The organism is Pseudoclavibacter sp. 13-3 (assembly GCF_021168475.1).
GTDB lineage: Bacteria > Actinomycetota > Actinomycetes > Actinomycetales > Microbacteriaceae > Pseudoclavibacter_A.
In genome coordinates, this window is record NZ_JAJOZT010000001.1 from 803,903 (window position 1) to 823,067 (window position 19,165).

A 19,165-nucleotide genomic window follows, 5' to 3' on the forward strand; every position below is an offset into this window, starting at 1 on the left:
CCTGTCTCGATATCTGTGGGCGGCATTTGCCATGTCTCGGTACCTTCACAGAGCACGGAGAGCCCGCACTCTGCGTGCACGAGCGACCGTGGTACAGCGTGTCTCTCACTGGGTGGCGCGCGTCAAGACGGGTCACACGTCAACACCGAGCACTGAGCACTAAGCACTGAGCACCAGTGCAACCACGGAGAGCCCCGCACCGTCATGCCTGCCTCTCTCAGTGCGAGCTTCTCTGTCACCCGCTCGGTTCAGCTCTGTGACCACACTCTCGATTCAGGCTGAGAACTCGTGTTTGCTGAGCAGGGCCTCCTCGCACCGCTCACATGCTGACTCACCTTTGAGGCTGCGGCCCGGAACACCTGTCACCGGCGCTGCCGGTCGGAGGCTCACGCAGATGGCGTGCACGGGAGCACGTGCAGATGGTGGGTACGACCGTACAGACGGTGTATTCGTCAGCCGTACAGACCGTGTATTCGTCAGCTTCAGAACGACAAGAAGGGCCGCAGCTGCCTGAGCAGCTGCGGCCCTTCTTGCACAGTCGTCTGTGACGGGCTTGGCCCTATTTACTTGATTTACTTGGTCGGACGCCCCTTGCACGCGCGGCGTGCCGACACGAGCCGGACGCAGACACCCGCCAGCAGCAGGGCGAGCGCTGCTGCGAGCGGCAGCATGTCTGCACCAGTGCGCGCGAGCTCCCCAGTGGATGCCACGGACGGTACCTCCCCGGCGCCGTCAGCACCAGCCTTCTTACTCCCGTCACCCGTATTGCCAGGAGGAGTGCCGGTGCCCGTGCCTGAGCCGTCCGAGTCGCCCGCATTCGAGCCGCCCACATTCGGGTCGACCGAGCCGGCGACGACGCTGCCGTCAGTGCGCACGGTGAATGTATTGACCGCCGACACCGAGCTGGCATCGTATGGGTCGGTCACCTGTGCGTACCATCCGTAGACTCCGGGGCCGGGAACCGTCCAGGCCGCGTGCGCGGTCTCGCCGCTCGTAACCTGACGCGTGGCGATGAGGCCGCTCACGGCATCCGCCGGCGCGATGGACGCGGCGCTCTGAGCCGCTGCCACGCTCTGCAACCCCGCAGCACCCTGCACCCCGGCAACGTTCTGCAAGACCGACGCACTGAACGAATCGGTGGTGAGCGTCTTGTCGCGCGGGGTGATGCCGAGGTCGGCATATGAGACCGGGAAGTCCTGGTAGTAGGTCGGCTCCCCGTTCGGGCCGAACAGCGACGCCTCGTCGGCGTTGAAGTCGTCGAGCGACGGCGAGTAGGTGCGCACCTGCATGGTCTGCGACTGGTTGTCGAAGTGCAGCAGGCGCAGGTAGCCGAGGCCGCCCTGTTCGAGCCCCTGGTAGTCGAAGAGCATCGAGGTGACCGTGCGGTCGTTGACCCCGTCGCCGTTGTCGTCGAACTGATCCTGACGCGTGAAGGCATCGTGATAGTGCCCGCTGAACACCATGCGCACGTTCGGATTCGTCGCGACGACCTCGTCCATGATGCTCTGCGGAATCGGCCCCAGGCCTCCCGTGGTCAGCATGAATTCGTGCAGGTTGATGATCACGGTGCGCTCGGGGTGCTCGGCGATCACCTTGTTCATCCATTCGATCTCAGACGTGCCCGGATCCCAGCCCATCGACACCACCATGAAGTCGATGCCACCGGCACTGAACAGGTCGTAGTGCCCGCGGTTGTCTTTGTAATCGCCACCGAACCAGGGTGATCCCTGGTAGCGGCTCACCCCGAACCACTTGCTGAACTCGGTGTAGCTGTCGGCCATATGCCCGACATCGTGGTTGCCGGCGAGCACGCCGTAGGGCAGGCGGTCTTCGTCGGCCAGCGGGTTGCCGTCGGCATCCTGCTCGAGCATCTTGTAGGCCGAGTCGGCGTTCTGCCACTCGTACTCCTGGTCGAAGTCGTCGACGATGTCACCCGTGTGAAAGAGGTACTTGAGATTCAGGTTCGAACGCTGATCGAGCAGAAACTGGTGCATGTCTCGCTGATAGTGATAGTTCTCGCTGAGGTTCTCGTTGTAGTACTGCGTGTCAGACTCCCAAGCCAGCGTGAAGTCGTAGTCGCTGCGCGCGGTCGCATCCGCGTTGTACGGATCGACCGTCGAGTCACGGGTGGTGAGGTCGGCGCCCGACCAGCCGTCGGAATGCTGCACGATCAGCGTGACCTGGCCGTCGACGGCGTGCGATTCGACGCCCACGTAGCCGCTGAGGGTGAAGTTCGCGCCCTCGTCGTCAGCCGGCGTGTAGTGCCGGTCGATCTGGTCCCAGCCCGAGCCGTCGGCCTTCTTCGCGTACAGGGTGACCTGGGCGTTCGGATTGCTGGTGCCCGACCAGACCGTGCGCACCTGGCCCGTGGTGACGCCCTGCGGCACGGCGACGGTGAACAGCTGGTACGGCAGACCGTCGGTGCCGGCGGATGTCGCCCCGACGCCGTCTGTCGACCCCAGCTTGGCGAGGTCGTCTTCGCTCAGCGCCACGGCACTGCTGCGATCGGTGGCGAGCGCGTCAGCCGTCTGCCCCGCAGAGGCCTGAACGTCTGTGCCGAGCTGTTGAGCGGTGCCCTCGTTGAACGTCACGGTGAGGTCGTCGCCCGTCGGGTCGGTCGACGTCGCCGAGAGGTCGACGGTCGCGGTGCCGTCGACGTTCAGCGTGGCCTGCTGGCCGACTGCGAGCTCGGCCTCAGAGGGCGTCTCGTCGACGGTGGTGAAGGTCGTCGTCTGCTCGGCGCGGTTGCCCGCGGCGTCGACTGCCGCAACAGTGAACGTGTGCTGCCCGGGGGCGAGATCGACGGTGCTCGTCTGATGGGGCAGGTCGATCGCGGTGCCGTCCAGCTTCGCGGTGACGCCCGAGGCGGGCACGCCTGCAACATCCCCGTCACCGTCGTCGATCGCGGCGTCGAGGGTGATCGCACCGTGCATGCCCTGCTCGGTGTCGTTCTGCGACGTCACCGTGGGGGTGACCTGCGGCGCCGTGTTGTCGACGATCACGTCTGCCTGCAACTCGTCGGCGCCTGACCGGCCGGTGACCGTGTGCCTGCCATCGGCGGCCTGTGTGGTGTTCCATGAGAAGCCCGACCCGCTGAACGCTGCGTCGTCGATGCTGAACGTGGCGTCGATGTAGTCGTGCTTGCCCGTGGAGTCGCCCATCTGGATGACCTCACCGGGATCTGACCATTCGGGTGCGCGAAGCGTGCGCCCGTCGGGCAGCACGAGGCGCAGGTTCTGCACCATGAAGTCGTCGTTGTTCTCGTTGAGATCGATGTCGGGCCAGGCCTTCGTGCCGGCCCAGATGCTCAGCTTGAGCGGCTGCCCCTGCGCGATGTAGCTCAGCGGCACCGGGGTGCTGATGGTCTCGACGTTCGAGTAGGTGCCCTCGTCGAAGATCTTCAGCAGATCGTTCTGCCCCTCGGCGTTCGTGGCCTTCACTCCATTGCGGAAGAACACATCGGTGTTGGTCGCCTCGAAGAGGAAGGCGGGCTGACTCGGGAGGCTGGGCGTGGTCGACTGCTGCTGCCCGTCGATGAGCAGGGTCGTGTCGCCGGCGTCGCCGTCGGTCACAAGGTCGACCGTGCCCGAGACCACCTGGCCGTCGGTGACGTTCAGACGCACTGGGCCGGTCTCGCCGCGTTCGATGGCGACCGTGCCGCTGAGAGCGGAGGGCTCGGTGGTGCCGTCTGACGCAGTGAAGGTGTAGTCGATGCTCGACTTGCCCGTCAGGTCGCCCGCGGCGATGGTCGTCGAGTAGACGTCGCCGTCGCCCCGTTTGAGCTGCAGAGTCTGGTCGGTGTTGTCGACGTTGTTGCGGTATCGCAGCTCGACGGTACGCACCTGCTGGTCATCGGTGATGCGCGCCGAGATCGTCAGGTCGCCCGTGCCGTCGGTGGATGCCACGGTGCGGTTCTCGATCACCGGTCGCGTGGAGTCTGCGGCCGGCTTGACCAGCTTGTCACCGACCTGATCGAGGCTCACCTGCCCCGGGGTGGCTGCACTGGTGCTCTGGATGCGCTGCACATCGGGTCGAACCGCGTCAGTGCCAAGCGTGTAGTGCAGGCCCTGATCGGCCGCGACGTCTTTCTGCCCTTGGCCGATGCTCATGTTGTAGTACGCGCGGCTCACGGTGTCGCCCGTGTTCGTGCGCAGCGCCAGGCCGCGCATGCTGCCGTTGGCCATGCCCGACGACTGCACCTCGACGAGGTTCTGGTCGGCGACGAGGTGCGTGCCGAACTTCGCGTTGAAGTCTGTGGCGGTGAGCTGCTGGTTGGCAGAGTTCTTCACCCACAGCACCAGCGTGCCGGCCGGCTGAATGACCACATCGCGCTTGGTCGACGGCCACAGCGTCTCGGTCGTGTTGGTGTCGTAGTCGATCGGGATCAGGTAGGTCAGCACGTAGTCGGAGAAGTTCACCGGCTCGCTCGACGAGTTGTAGACCTCGATGAACTCGTAGCCGTCTGACCCGCCGACGTTCGAGCTGTCGGGCAGCAGCTCGGTGATCTGCAGGGCCGGGCCCGTCGCGCTGTCGTCTGCAACGGGTTCGAACCCCGGGGTGGGATCGTCGGCGGCGGGCTGCCCCGTGTCGGTGTTGTCGTCGCCAGGGTCGGTGTTGTCGTCGCCGGGATCGGTGCTGTCTCCAGGGTCGGTGCCCTGATCGGCGATCTGTTCGGGGTCGACCACACCAGGGGTGCCGTCCGTGGCCAACTGCCACACCTTCAGCTGATGCGTGGTCGCATCGGCCGGCAGCGCGAAGTGCGTCGATTTGCCCGGCGCCAGCGGTGAGACAGCCGGCAAGTACGACTCCGACGTGGTCTCGCCGTTGCGCTGCACCACGATGCCGCGGTCGCCGCCGTTGGCGATGCCCGCTTGGCCGGTCAGGCGCACCACGGGAACCTCCGTGTCGTTCAGACCGATCGCGTCGCGGAACTGCGCCTCGGTCTTCGAGAACGAGTCGACCTTCTTGGCATCGTTGTACGAGAGCCAGAGCACCACCGTCTTGCCCGGTGCGAGCACGAGATTCGGGGTTCCCATGTTGTCCATGCCGACGGTACTCAGCTTCTTGATAGCACCGTTGACGTCGTATCCGAGCGTCACTCCGTCGGCTGCGAAGTCGATGCTGGACGCGGTCGGATTGTAGAGCTCGATGTACTCGAAGTTGTCATCGCCGGTGTTGTCGCCCTGAATCTCGGTGACGATCGGCCCGGAGACCTCTTCGGCCGCACCCGCCGGCACCGAGCCGGTGAGCCCGGGCGTGGCAGCGAGCAGGGCGGCGATGCTCAGCGTCGCCACGGCGCTGGCCAGCAGTCGTCGCGTTCGCGACGAAACGGACCGGTGCATGTCGCTGTGCCGATGCTGCTGAGCGTACGAGTGCGACTGGGCAGATTGTTGCAGGTTGGCAGCCACGTGCGGTTGGCCGGCCCGGAGCGGGTGTGCAGCCTCGTGCAGGTCGCGGCGCTGATGGGACTCGCGGGTTTGATGGGGGTGGGCGTGGAGGGACGATCCCAGCTTCACAGGTTCTCCTCGTTGATGCGCTGACGGGGGGCTGCCCGCCACCGTCTCGTGGCCGACCGTCAGAACCTACGGGTTTCTTGTGAACATCTCTTCCCGAGTGAGTGGCTGCCCGGTGAGTGCGAGGTGAACTGACAGTGAACACGAGTCTGACACCGTGCATGTGCGACCGCCCCGCGGAAGACGCCCTCACGACCACGCGTGCCAGCACCGAGTTGGCAAAAACACGGGCCAAAACTCACCCATGGACCGCTTAATTACCATCTCGACGAACGCACCTCGGCAACTCGCCCCAGGAGCAAGCAGTGCAAGACCAGGTTGTACAAAACCGTGCCATGCGAAACATGGTCGTACACGGCAAGACCGCGCAGAGCCAAACGTCGAGAACCGCAGAACTCGAGCACCAGACGGTTAGAGCGGCCGAAGCCGAGTAATTGAGTTCAGACGAAGCGCTGGGCCCCGCCGGCAACCCGCTGGCAAGATGAACGACGAGGCCCAGCGTTCAGAGCCCGACCCGTTCAGCCCGCTCAGCCCTCTGACTCCCCGCCGCGCCGCTTCTTGCCCTTCTTGCGCGGGGGTGCGAACAGCATCCACCCGACGGCGCCCGACCCGCCGGCCAGCCAGACGGCCCACCACGGGAACCCGAGCGGCACCCCATCGGCGCCGAGCTCTTCACCTGCGTCGCCCTGCGTGATCTTCAGCGAATCGGTGTCGCTGGGCAGCACGACCTCAGTGCTCATCACCTGGTAGTGGTGGTCTTCGCCGAGCACGCTGATCCAGAAAGTGTCGCCGACCTCCGCCTTCGACAGATCGGTCAGCAGCTTCGACTGCGGCAGGCCCGCATGGGCAGTGAGGCCGGGCGGGACTGGGGGTCGGCCCGGCTGGGTCGGGTCGGGCTGCGTGCGTGGGCACAGGTGCGCGGCGCGCGCGTCTGACGATGCGAGGTCATTCGTCGTCTGCGGATGCCCCGTGCGACTCCGCCTCACCCGTCGCCATTCTCGTGTCGTCCGATTTGCGACGCCGCCGAACCAGCGCCAGCGCACCACCGCCGACCAGCACAATACCCAAGAGCGCAAGTCCCGCAAGCTGCGCACCGGTCCTAGCCAAGTCGTCAAGCCCAGTTCCAGGCGGTGTCTCGCCGCCCCCATTCGAGTCGTCACGCCAGACCTCGAAGGTGACCACAGCCGGGTCGTCCACCGAGGTGACGGCCGTCTGCCGCACAGCCCAATCCCCCATCCAGCCCGCCGGGTAGAACGTCGGCTTGACGAAGAACGAACGATAGAGCGGGTCAGAGGTGTCACGATCGAGCCCGTTCACGAAGTTCGACAGACGCAGCCCGTCAATGGTGACCTGCCCCTGGTCGTCCGTCGCCCATTCGTCAGACCCGTCGACGACGATCGCATTGCGGTCGTTCGCGGCGTCATCTGCACTCAGAAAGACCTTGACCTTCGCCCCGGGACCGGCACCGGGACCGGAAACAGTGACGGCATCAGTGACAGCACCGATTGCGACGTCGACGGCAGCCGTACTGTTGGCCGAGACGATGCAGATGCTCAGGAGCCAGTCGCACACAACGCCCTGGCCACGACCGGCACCAGTTCGATCATGCTCTTCTGGGCACTGGTCGCAGCGGGCGTGACTGTCATCGGCACGACCATGGTCGTCAAAGCGAGGAGCCGCCGCACGCACGACGCCTGACCTTCGCGATCACACGTCGGTGATCTGACGCCCGTGATCTGACGGTCGTCGTCTGCCCGCCGAGATCTGACGATCGAGACAGGGCAAACGCTGCTCCACAACATCCAGACATGACAAGTTCCCTGTCTCGACATCTGTAGGCGGCATTTGCCATGTCTCGGTGCCGACTCCACTGTCTCGGACACTGAGAGTGCAGCCTGACCCACCGGCCCCGCTTCAGACCTACTTCGTCTGCGCAGCAACCTCGTCCTTGGTCAGCACAACGTCGTCGGGCTGTACGTCGTCAGTGAAGAACTGCTTCAGCTGATCGTTGTAATCCTGCTCGAAGAAGCCCTCGCCGGTCAGCGACGAGATGCGCTCATTGACCCACTTGAGCAGGTCGGCGTTGCCCTTCGCCACGGCCGGGGCGATGAACGACTGGTCGCCCAGCTGTTTGATGCCGACCGTGAACCCGGGGTTGTCCTTCGCCCACGAATACAGGTACGTGTTGTCGTCTGCCAGCGCCGCCGCACGGCCATCCTTGAAAGCTTGGAACTGCTGCGTCTTCGAGTCAAACTTCGTCTGCTCGATCTGCGGGAAGTTCTCGGTGAAGTACTGCTCGGCCGTCGTCCCCTTGTTCACCGCCAAGGTCTTGCCCTCCAGCTGCGAGGGGTCGGTGATGACCGCGCTCTCTGGCGACGCAACCCCGATCGACACCTTCATGTACGGCGTGCCGAAGTCGACGACCTCTTTGCGCTCATCGGTGACGGTGAAGTTCGCGAGCACCAGGTCCGCTTTGTCAGACCGCAGTGAGTCGACCCGCGCATCCGCATTCACCGGCACCCACTCGACCTTGACGCCCAAGTCTTTGGCCAGCCGCTCGCCCAGCTCGACGTCGAAGCCGGTGTTCGTGCCGTCGTCCTTGGTGTATCCGTAGGGCTTCAGATCGGTGAACGTCGCAATGCGGATCGTTCCCTTGTCTTTGATCTGCTGCACGGTCGCACCGGTCTGCGCGCCGTCAGAGCCGTCTGAGCCGCTGCCCGAGCAGCCCGCGAGTGCGAGGGCCGCGATGCCCACGGTGGCGATGGCGGCGATGGTCTTGCGAATCTTCATCTGTGTCTCCTGTGTCTCGTTCTCAGTCGTTCGTCTTGTGGTCACTCGAGCGGGGCCATGCTGGCCAGGAAGCGCTGGGCGCGTTCAGTGCGCGGATGCTGGAAGAACTCCGCCCCGGAAGCTCGCTCTGCGATGACCCCGCCATCGAGGAAGAGCACCGTGTCGGCGACGCGACGAGCGAACTCCATCTCATGTGTGACGACGATCATGGTCATCTCGCGTTTGGCGAGGCCGAGCAGAATTTCGAGCACTCCGCGCACCATCTCGGGGTCGAGCGAGGCGGTGACTTCGTCGAAGAGCATCAGGTCGGGCTGCATCGCGAGGGCGCGTACGATCGCGACGCGCTGCTTCTGCCCGCCGCTGAGCTGCCGCGGGTATGAGTCGCGGTAGTCGCTCATCTGCACTTGGGCCAGCAGTCGTTCGATCTCGGCATCGACCTCGGGGCGATCACGGTGCTGCACTTTCGTCGGTGCCAGCCTGATGTTCTCGGCCACGGTCAGATTCGGGAAGAGATCGTAGCTCTGAAAGACCATGCCGATACGGCTGCGCAATGGCTGCCAAGCCTTTTCCTGCGCCCGGCCGGCGCGCTTCGAGCCGGTGCCCGAAGCCATGTCGACGACCACGTCGCCGTCGAAGGCGATGCGCCCGCCATCGATCGTCTCGAGCCCGTTCAGGCACCGGATCAACGTGGACTTGCCCGACCCCGACGGGCCGAGCAGAACCTGTACGCTGCCCTTCGGCACCGCGAGAGTGATGTCTTTGAGCACGTGCCGGTCACCATACGATTTGGCGAGGTCGCGCACCGCCAGCAGCGGTCGCTCCGCAGTTTCAGCCATGAGTGCGCTCCTTCGTTCTGCGCTCGAGTCGGCTCGCGAACATCGCCAGCGGCCAGCAGACGACGAAGTAGAGCACGAAGATGAAGAGGTAGATCCAGAATGGCGCGTCGGGGGCGGTGTCGCGGTTGGCCTCCATGATCTGCTGACCGACGCTGACCACGTCGAGCACACTGATGAGCAGCAGCAGTGAGGTGGTCTTGATCACGCGGGTGGCCAGGTTGATGGTCGCCGGCACCATCAGCACGATCGACTGCGGAATGCGCACGTACCGCAGCTGCTGCAGCGCGTTCAGCCCCAGCGCACGCCCGGCATCCACCTGATGGGTCGGCACCGACACCAGCGCACCACGCACCACGTCGCTGATTTCTGCCGCAACCCACAGCGCGAACGCGACCACCGCGATGGTCTCGCCGCCGACCTGCAAACCGAGCTCACGCGGCAGAATGTAGTAGAAGAGAAAGAGCAGCACCAGCGTCGGGATGATGCGAAAGAACTCGAGGTAGAGCCGCAGCACAGTGCGTACAATGCGACTCGGCAGCAGGCGCAGCGCACCCAGCACGATGCCGAGCGGAATGCCCACCAGCAGCGAGAGCACGGCGATGCGCACCGACACCCACAGCCCGCCGAGCAGCCGCCCGAGAATGGTGGGATCGAGCAGCAGTTCAATGCCCGAAGGAACCACGGCGCACCCTCCTCTCGAGCAGTGTCAGCCCGATCGACAGCGGCACCAGGATGACCGCATATGCCACAACGAGCATGAACAGATACTCGTCGGTGCGGTAGTACATGCCGATCAGATAGCGCGCGGTGTTGGTCAGCTCGGGGACCGCGATCACGGTGAAGATCGAGGTCTCTTTGACGAGAAAGATCATGTTCGCTGCGACGGCGGGCACACTGAGCCCCAGCCCCTGCGGCAGCGTGACATATCGGGCGCGCTGCAGCCTGGTCAGGCCGAGCGCGCGCGCCGACTCCTGCTGAATGCTGGGAATGCCGCTGAACCCGCCGCGGAACGCGCCAGCCATGTACGCCCCGCCCATCAGCGCGAGCCCGACGATGGCGCAGGCCTGAGCCGGCAGCTTGATGCCGACGACCGGCAGGGCGTAGTAGAGAAAGAACAGGTGAATCAGCAGCGGGGTGTTGCGCAGCAGCTCTTCATAGGTTGCGGCGGCCTTGGCTGCGACTGGCACCTCGAACTCGCGCACCAATGCGGCGACCGCCCCGATCACGAGGGCCAGTGCGATGCCCACTGCAGACAGCCACAGGGTCGTCCAGAAGGCATCGGCGAACAGCGGCAGCGCCTTCTCGATGACCGACCACTTCACTGTCGATCACCTCCGGCCTTTCTGTGTCTGCTGGCGTCATGGTGACGCTTTCCCTCGTCGTGCGGATGCCGCGTGCACGCGGCGCGATCGACTCGCGCCGGCAACGTGTGTGGGCACAACCTGTAGAGCCTACGGCTTTGCTGGTCGGCACGGAAGTCAGCCTGCAACACTGCGCAACAATTCCTTCAGCAGCAGGCGATGGCGCCGAGTCGGCCCGAAGAGTCTTCTGACGACCGCCCGATGAGTGAGAAGAAAGGGCCCCATCCCACGCGAATGAGATGAGGCCCCTGCTCGGTCTTGCTTCAGTGTCTGTCTGTGCTGCACGAGCGGATCAGGATGACTTGGCTCGTGAACAGCACTTCAGTCGCTCGGGCTCAGCTGTCGCGACGACGTGCCGAACGCCGCAGAAGCAGACCGGCGGCCAGCAGCGCGATCCCAAGTGCTCCCGCTCCTGCCTCGAGTCCGGTACGAGCTAACGATGACGGAGTGCTCTCGCCCTGGTTCGCCGGCTGCGTCTCAGTCTGCGCCGGCTGACCGGGCTCATCAGGCGTGGGCGTCACCGGCTTCAGTGTCACACCGGCGTCAATGGTGGGGTCGATGCCATTGGTCGCGGTGAATGCCTGATCAGTGTAGTCGCGCGTCAGGTTGCCGTTCGACGCCCCCAGTGTGAAGACATCGCTGATGCCCGTCGCCGGGTCGGCGTTCGAATCGTCTTCTGCGGTGGAGCCCTCAACCGACTTGCCTGTGAACTGGTACTTCGCAGCCTGCTCGTCAGTCAGTGTGAACTTCACACGGTAGTCGCCAGCCGGCAGCTTGTCGAAGAGGTAGCGTCCCTGTTCGTCGGTGGTCACCGGTTCGACACCGGCAACCGGGTTGCCATCGGCGTCGAGCAGCATGACAGTGACACCGGCCAGACGTTCAGCGTCGCCCTGCTGCCCGTTGCCGTCAGCATCCACCCAGACGACATCGCCCACGGCGTAGGTCGGTGTGATGAACCCGAAGTCGAGCGACGTGTCGCTCGCACCGTCCGTGGTCAGATCAGTCGAGGTCGCAGACCCCGTCGACGAATCCTTGCCACGATCACTGCCCGCACCAGCCTTCGTCGGCTCCAGACCCTTCAGGGCCTCCTTCGACGCATCCTGATCAATCGTCACCGTGTAGTGCTCGCCTGCAGGCAGCACCGGCAGATCCGCGAACGAATACTTCCCGCCGTCCTTGGTCGTCTCCGGCCCAACAGGCTTCCCATTGACATCCGTCACCGGGTTGCCGTCAGGGCCAGTGATCTTCAGGACGACACCGTCAATGCCAGGCTCTTCCGAACCCTGCACACCATCACCGTTCGTATCCTTCCAGACCAAGTCACCAACCGACACAGACGGCGTCGGCAGCTTCACGAACCCGAAATCCAACGTCGGATCGTTGGCACCATCCGTGGTCAGATCACTCGACGTGGCAGAACCCGTCGAAGAATCCTTGCCACGATCACTGCCAGCACCGGCCTCCGTCGGCTCATAGCCTTCAGGCGTGGTGACGGTCACCACATAGTGCGTGCCCGCAGGCAGCACCTCGAGACCCGTGAACTCGTACTTCCCAGTCGCATCAGTCTTCGTCGACAACTGATCAGTCGTCAGCGGCACCCCATCAGCAGCCGTCACGGGCGAACCATCCGAGCGCGTGATCGTCAAAGTCACCCCAGGCAACGCCTTGTCTGCCGCGCCGCCCTGCAGACCATCGGCATCACCGTCAACCCACACATAGTCGCCAACCGACACTGACGGCGCCGGCTGAGGAGGCGTATTCACAAACCCGAAGTCGAGGGTCAGATCCTGCGCCTTATCAGTGGTGAGATCGCCTGAGGTCGCAGACCATTCCGACGAATCCTTCGCAGGATCGCCCACGTTCGACTTCGTCGGCTCGAGACCGGTCAGCGCGACCTTCGACGCATTCTGGTCAATGGCAACCGTGTAGTGCTCGCCTGCAGGCAGCACCGGCAGATCCGCGAACGAATACTTCCCGCCGTCCTTGGTCGTCTCCGGCCCAACAGGCTTCCCGTTGACATCCGTCACCGGGTTGCCGTCAGGGCCAGTGATCTTCAGGACGACACCGTCAATGCCAGGCTCTTCCGACCCCTGCACACCATCATCGTTCGTATCCTTCCAGACCAGGTCACCAACCGACACAGACGGCGTCGGCTGAGGCGGCGTGGTCACGAACCCGAAGTCGAGAGTCAGATCTTTCGCCAGGTTCGTCGTGAGGTCGGTCGATTCGGCACTCCACGTCGAAGAATCCTGGCTGGTGTCACCATCAGCGCCGTCGTTCTTCGTGGGCTCCAGACCAGTCAGCGCATCCTTCGACGCATCCTGGTCAATCGTCACCGTGTAGTGCTTGCCCGCAGGCAGCACCGGCAGGGCCGGGAACAGGTACTTGCCGTTCGCATCTGTGGTCACTGGTCTGACGACGTTGCCGTAGACGTCGGTGACCGGCTTGCCGTCAGGGTCGGTCACGTTCAGCACCACACCCGGGATGCCGAGCTCGCCGTCATCCTGTGCACCATCGCCATCGGTGTCGCGCCACACGTAGTCGCCCACGGAGACTGCGGGGGTCAGCCCATAGCCGGCGTCGAGCGAATGATCGTTCGCACCGAGTGATGGAGTGGTATACGTGAATGCGCCCGTGGTCGGATCGGGGTTCGAGTCGACCAGCGTCTGCTGTGCCGCATCCGTCGTACCGCCAGTGGCCGTCTGCGTGGTGAGCTTGAGCTGCCCCCAGGTCGTGCCCGCGTAGTCAGTCCCGTCAAGCGAGGCAATGACCGTGCTCTGCGTTGCCTCGGATGGGGTGGAGAACACCAGCGTGTACTCCGTGTTCGGCTGCAGCGCAGAGTCCTTGTCATCGCTGCTGAACAGATAGTTGCCCTGGGCGTCGGTGATCTTGGTCGCTACGGTCTTGCCGTCTTTGTCTTTCAGCGTCACCGTGACGCCGCCCAGTGAAGGCTCGCCTGCATCCTGCACACCGTCATTGTCAGCGTCGAGCCAGACCCGATTGCCGATCTGCAGAGGCGACGGGCTGGTCAGAACAGCGAGGCCGCCGAGACCGCCGCCCTTGCCGAAGAAGCCGTTCTCACTGCTTGAATACTGGTCGAAGCCGTGCAGGCTTTGTCCGTCACTCAGACTCAGCCACTTGTTACCGCCAGTCTCCACGCTGTTCTGCGGGTCATAGGCAGTCGAGACCACCTGCTGCAGGCCGGGCAGCACCTTGACAGCGCCGAGAGTGGTCTCTTCGTGAATGACTCCACCGAGGTTGCCGCCGTCCCAGCCGATGCGGTCTTCGAAGAACTCTTTGCCGCCCAGTCCCTGGATGCCCAGGGTCTTGGCCTCGTCAGCGGGAATCGTCTGCCCCGCGGGCACAACCTGCGCCGTTCGCGTCTCTGTGCTGCCAGACGGTGTCGAGACCGTGACCTCGCCGTTCTTCTCCAGTGTCCAGGTGCCGTTCTGGTTACCGGCGAAGAGCGTGTCTCCGGCGACCACGCCGCCGAACTCATTGGTCGCGTAGTTCTGAGACACTCCATCGGCATCGACATAGTTGTACGTGCCATCAGGCCAAGTGCCCCTGTAACCGGTGGTCAGTGACCAGCGGTCGGCGAGCCCGAGCACGACGTTGCCTGACTCGTCGAACGACAGCCCCGAAAGAATCGGCTGGGCGTAGCCGACGTGCCGCCAGTTCGGCCAGATCACAGAGTCTTTCTTGATCGCGTTCTGTGCGTCCGTGTCGGTGCCCCAAGCCCCGGTCCACTTGTGCCACTGTGTGCCTTCAACCCCAGCAGTGTCACTCAGCGTGCTGTTGTCGCCCCACGACGTGTAGCCGCGTTTGTAACTGAGATCGATCTTTCCGAGACCAGGCGCAGCAGCCCACGAGTCGGCGCCGATCGCTGTGCGGCTCACACGCGCGTTCGTGCCATCGATATCGACGATGCCCGTGTAGAGCTGCCCGTCGCGAACGGTCAACGCCCACGGCTGCTCCCGCTTGCCGCCGTCGCTCCACGTGCTGACCGGAGCATACGTGTGTTTGAGGGTCTGCGAGGGAATGTCGACCTCGTAGATCTTGTGATCATTCAGATTGACGAAGAAGAGGCTGTCGCCTGAGACTGCGATGCCGCCGATACCCACCAGACCGGCTTTGTCCCAGGCATCAGCATCACGCCCCGTTCCCGTGTTCTCGGACAAGTCTCGCGTCACGGTGCCGAGGTCAACTCCCAGAGTCGTCACATCAAGCCATGAACGATTGGTGCTTGTGGCGTTACCGTCATCGGCGATCCTGCCGTCAGCAGTCACCGGCACGCGGTAGATGCCTCCGATGCCCTGCGGCCCGAAACCGGAGTAGCGCTTCAACGACGCAGCGACGTAGACATAGCCGGCACCGCCACTGGTGTCATCCGTCTGGTAATCAGTGCCCCATGTCGCACCGATCTGCCCGAAGCTGGCCAGAGTGGTGGAGTCAGCGGTCGTGGCGTTCTGCCCCAGTGTGCCGGGTATCGATGTCAGCGCTCGCTTGCCCTTGTTCACGCCGTCGTAGGTACCCTGTGCCTGCAGACCGGTGAACACTGGGGAGTCCAGCCCCTTCGAGTAGTCATCGAGGCGATGCAGCCCGAGGTTCACTGAGGATGCCCCGGCTGTGACGAACTGCACGCTCGAGCCCGAGGAAGACCCTTGGTAGGAGTCGTAGAAATCGCTGGGATACCCGCTGAACACCACGCGCACCGGAGAGCCACTCGTGATTCCCGTCAGCGGAAGCGTGTACGTGCCGTCATCATTGACCTCGACCTGCGACCCGATGTGCGACCCGTCTTGAGCGTAGGCGTCAACCTTGGTGCGATTCCCATCGGCACCCCCGAGGCCCACATCGATCAGCCCATCGGCAGCCGATGCCGACCCATCGGCTTTCGCTGCGTCAAACTGACCGTTCGAATTGAAGTCACGAAAGACCGTTCCCGATATGGTCGGCTCGTCTGCGGCGAACGCCGGGGTCAGAAGAGTCATGCTGGCAAGAACAGTCGTGGCCGTGGCGATCATGGCCACGCCGCTTCGTCTCGTGAATGACCGGCTCTGACTGTCGATACTGCGGCTGTGCGATTTCACGCAATCCCCTCATGACGGCTCGCACGAATGACGTGCAGACACAGAGTCGGCACCCGGGTGCAGAGCATTCGAAAACTGGTGACAGATATGCCACTGAGCAGGATGATATGCACGAATCCGGTGGACGACGTTCGCCAGAGTCAAGTTTCACCCTCTTTTTCGCCCTATGCATTCGACGTCAGATGCAAGTCCGCGTTATAGCGAGGCTCCCATCTTCTGGACTGAGTCGAATCCCGGCAGTACTGCGAAGGCGCCGACGCCTCGGACTGTCGTGTACGCCATCATCGCGTCCATGTCATCCATTCGCTGCTGGGTGGCCGCGAAGGTGCGCACATCGTTCTGAAAGCTCGTGAACAGCAGCCCAGAGACCGTGCCCGCTGACAGCACGCTGTAACTGCGTCTGAGCATCAGCGGCCTGCCCACGAATGACGGGTGCGCCGCCCGAACGTGGGATGACGCCGGGGTCACGTACGAACCAGTCGACGTCTTGGCCAACAGGTCTGACTCGGCGAACGTGTCGCCACCGGTCAGAGGTGAGCTGTCAGCTTTGTGCCTGCCTATGATCTGCTCTTGATCGCCCTCGGCCAGCTCTCGAAAGCGATCGACGTCGAGGTCGAAGTGGCGCACCACACAGATCGTCCCACCGGCGAACGCCCCTGAGCCGATCCACACACCCTGTTCGAGTGCGTCGTCGTCGCGCGGAATCATGACGCCGTCGTAGAAGCCGAATGGATTGCGAGCGACGTCTTGTCTCGGCCTGCCACGGTAGCCGGCTTCACTCCAGCGCAGTGTCAGCTGCGCAGCCGTCACGAGTTCGGCGGTGACCGGCTCAAGTATGCCGGGATCGCTGGCAGATGTGATGATCAACATGTCACCACCGCAGCGTTCCGGGGGCAGAGCGTCATCGCCGGCGAAGAGCGGGAGGTCGACACGAGCAGTGCTCCCCTCGACCAGCTCGACCAGACGTGCACCCACGCCGATGCAGACCGCAAGGTCTCCGGCGCCGTCTGGCAGCAGATCGGAGTCGCTCTCAGTGAGTGAACGCACGCGGTCGCCCAGTGCGGCAAGCATCGTGATCAGGTCTTCTCGAGTTCGAATCTGCGGCGCATCCAAAACGCTGTAGAGCGCGTGCGATGCAGGCACGTCAGGCCGGTTGACACCAGCCTGGTGCTCTCCGGTGGCCACGACCCGGCTGACGTCACCGGCGTCGGCGCTCGTCGCACGGTCACCTTGCACCGGCGAACGGTTCGAGACCGCCGTCGTGCCCACCGCGCCGATCGCCATTCCGCCAAGCAGCGAGCCCCCGCCGAGAAGCAGCTGACGCCTCGACCAGCGCGAGCCCTCCCGCCGGGGAGAGGTTCCGTCTTCGTTCTCTGTCGTGTCAGAGGCCGACCCTTTGGCCTCAGGATCGTGTCGACCGGGTTCGTCGCTCACTGTGCACTGATTCCCGGAGCAGTCAGCGTCGGCCCGCTCTCGGCGCCGAATTGCACGGTGCTCCACTGGCTGGACGCCCGAATCTCAGCCTGCACCAGACGTCCTTCGTCTGTGACCCACAGCCGAACGCCTGACGCATCGGGGTCGACCGCGACGTTGCTCTGCCCTTCGGCGACGCTGTCAGACGGCGGTGTCGCGAACACATGAACGGTCTGCCCGTCGAATGTGTCATCACGCAGCCAGAGTGCTCCCGTCTGTTGCAGCAGCATCGGGTTGTCCGGGCGATCCGTTCCCAGCGCCGCCAGCACCTTCAGCAGCTGGGGCAGCGCATCCGTCGTCGAGCCGAGGCCCTGCGCGCTCCAGCCGGTCTCGTTCACGGCGGGAATCGGCAGCGCGGGGTTTCCGAGGGCGTCAGGCTGCGAGGCATGCACGCCGGCGGTCGACCCCGACCACAGCACTGCGCGGTTGGACGTTCCCTGCTGCGTCAGCTGCGCATAGCCGAGCTGACTGCGGTAATCGACCCACCCTTGCAGACCGACGTCGCCTTCTGCCGTCTTGGCCGCGACGGTCACCGGCACGCTGCCCTGCTCAAAGAGCTTGAACCTGACCGTCGCCAGCTGCTGCGCCTCGTCGGTAGAGACCGGTCTCGCGACGCTCTCTGCCCCGTCGTCGGCTGACGAGCACCCGGCCAGGGCCGTCAGGCCACACAGGGCGGTCAGGCCACACAGGGCGGTCAGCACCAGCGTCACGAGTCTTGTCAGCATCCTCATAGTCATCGAACACCCGTCAGGGCGACGAGCAGGCCAGCGTCGGGCACCGCGATGCCTGTCGCATCAGGCAGCTGCGGGTTGTCGGGCAGAGGGTCTCGTGAAGTGCCCGGATCGCCCATCTGCGGCTGTTGTCTGGGCGCGGGTACCTCGAGAAAACTCATGCCGGCCGGTGCTGACGGCCCGGGCAGCTGGTCTGCAGAGGCTGACGACTGCTGGATCTTTTCGCCATCGCATGCCCTTGCCAGTTCTGCTGCGAAACCGGTCGGCAGCGCAGCTCCAGCCGGCGAGAGACAGTTGGCAGATGCCGGTGCGCGCCCGGCAGAGATATTGGCGGCAGTCACCGGGCTGCCCGATATCAGGTTGTCGATCAAGCGGTTGCCCGTTGATGGCAGGTCTTCGGTTGAGGCAAAGATCACGGCAGAGCGCGCGTTGTTCTCGATGCGATTCGCAGTGATCGTGTTGTCTTGTCCACCGCTGATGCCGATGCCCGTGCCGAACCCGCCATCGGCTTGACTGGGTGACTGGCTTGTCTGGTTGTCGCTGATCACGTTGCCGGCGACGACATTGCCGTGCTGAGGGGTGAAGGCCTCTTGATAGTTCGACAGCAGCGTCATTCCGACTCGGTTGTCAGTGAATCTGTTGCCGGTGATCACGAGCGAGTCTGAGGCGTTCGCATTCTCGAAGCCGACGGCATTTCGCTCGGCGACGTTGCCGGTCACCGCGATGTTGCACTGCTGACACTGGCCCACGTAGAAGCCTGAGTCTGCCGAGCCCGACGCATACGAGTCTCTGATGGCACCGTTCTTCGCGTTGAACGCGTAGATGCCGTAGAGGCCGTTGTTGTAGGCGGTGACATGGTCGATGGAGAAGCGCTGCACCGCCGGAAACTTCTCGGGGTCGAACTGTTCGTACCCGCTGATGCCGGTCACGTCTGCACTGTTCTCGTCGTGGGTGCCTGTGACCAGCACCCCGTAGAGCGTGGCCCCTGTCACGGTGAGGTTCTCGACACGCACGCCGTCGGCGATGCCGACGATGCCGAGCGGACGCTGCCCCTCGCCGTCGATGATCGTCTCGTTGCGATCGCTGCCGCGAACGGTCACGTCACGAGTCCTGATCGTCATGGAGTCGCGGTAAGTGCCTGCCCCCAGCACGATCGTGCCGCCCTCGGCAACGCGGTCTGCGGCATCCTGCAGCGACCCCGAGTCAGGGGTGACCTCGACGACGGCATCCTTCGGCGTCGTGCCCGTGGCGCAGCCGGCCAGAGCGACTGCGAACAGCGCCGTGCCGACGATCACAGACATGCGAGAGAGCGTGACCAGGCCTACGGTCAGAGCATTGTGAGGCATGTCTCGACATCATACCCGCGCG

General features: G+C 64.2%; 11 protein-coding genes. All 11 read right to left on the reverse strand.

Annotated elements, in window-relative coordinates; all coding sequences use genetic code 11:
• Positions 1-572 precede the first annotated feature (572 nt).
• The 11 genes from LRX77_RS03515 to LRX77_RS03565 all read right to left on the reverse strand — a co-directional run bounded on the left by LRX77_RS03515 (position 573) and on the right by LRX77_RS03565 (position 19,143).
• Complete coding sequence (locus tag LRX77_RS03515; RefSeq protein WP_231831460.1) at positions 573-5,342, reverse strand: lamin tail domain-containing protein; 4,770 nt, start codon at positions 5,340-5,342, stop codon at positions 573-575.
• A 698-nt stretch (positions 5,343-6,040) separates the two neighbouring features.
• A complete protein-coding gene (locus LRX77_RS03520; protein ID WP_231831461.1) occupies positions 6,041-6,499 on the reverse strand; it encodes a sortase in 459 nt (152 codons plus the stop codon).
• Entirely contained in the window at positions 6,459-7,085 is a 627-nt protein-coding gene (locus LRX77_RS10480; protein WP_231831462.1) for an LPXTG cell wall anchor domain-containing protein, read from the reverse strand. The genes LRX77_RS03520 and LRX77_RS10480 overlap by 41 nt, the downstream gene beginning before the upstream one ends.
• Before the next feature lie 348 nt (positions 7,086-7,433).
• The gene (locus tag LRX77_RS03530; protein ID WP_231831463.1) at positions 7,434-8,303 is read right to left on the reverse strand and encodes a transporter substrate-binding domain-containing protein; all 870 of its coding nucleotides are present in this window, start codon (positions 8,301-8,303) and stop codon (positions 7,434-7,436) included.
• Positions 8,304-8,344: 41 nt separating this feature from the next.
• The gene (locus LRX77_RS03535; protein WP_269453608.1) at positions 8,345-9,139 is read right to left on the reverse strand and encodes an amino acid ABC transporter ATP-binding protein; all 795 of its coding nucleotides are present in this window, start codon (positions 9,137-9,139) and stop codon (positions 8,345-8,347) included.
• On the reverse strand, positions 9,132-9,821 hold the full coding sequence (locus tag LRX77_RS03540; RefSeq protein WP_231831464.1) for an amino acid ABC transporter permease: 690 nt from the start codon (positions 9,819-9,821) through the stop codon (positions 9,132-9,134). The genes LRX77_RS03535 and LRX77_RS03540 overlap by 8 nt, the downstream gene beginning before the upstream one ends.
• Positions 9,802-10,461 (reverse strand): amino acid ABC transporter permease, encoded by a 660-nt coding sequence (locus LRX77_RS03545; protein ID WP_231831466.1) that lies wholly within the window; start codon positions 10,459-10,461, stop codon positions 9,802-9,804. The genes LRX77_RS03540 and LRX77_RS03545 overlap by 20 nt, the downstream gene beginning before the upstream one ends.
• Before the next feature lie 374 nt (positions 10,462-10,835).
• Positions 10,836-15,494, reverse strand: coding sequence for an SdrD B-like domain-containing protein (locus LRX77_RS03550; protein WP_231831467.1), 4,659 nt, complete (start codon positions 15,492-15,494; stop codon positions 10,836-10,838).
• Between the two features lie 294 nt (positions 15,495-15,788).
• The gene (locus LRX77_RS03555) at positions 15,789-17,027 is read right to left on the reverse strand and encodes a Dyp-type peroxidase (RefSeq protein ID WP_231831468.1); all 1,239 of its coding nucleotides are present in this window, start codon (positions 17,025-17,027) and stop codon (positions 15,789-15,791) included.
• Entirely contained in the window at positions 17,024-17,791 is a 768-nt protein-coding gene (locus LRX77_RS03560) for a hypothetical protein (RefSeq protein ID WP_231831469.1), read from the reverse strand. The genes LRX77_RS03555 and LRX77_RS03560 overlap by 4 nt, the downstream gene beginning before the upstream one ends.
• 8 nt (positions 17,792-17,799) lie before the next feature.
• A complete protein-coding gene (locus LRX77_RS03565; RefSeq protein WP_231831471.1) occupies positions 17,800-19,143 on the reverse strand; it encodes a right-handed parallel beta-helix repeat-containing protein in 1,344 nt (447 codons plus the stop codon).
• Positions 19,144-19,165: the final 22 nt, after the last annotated feature.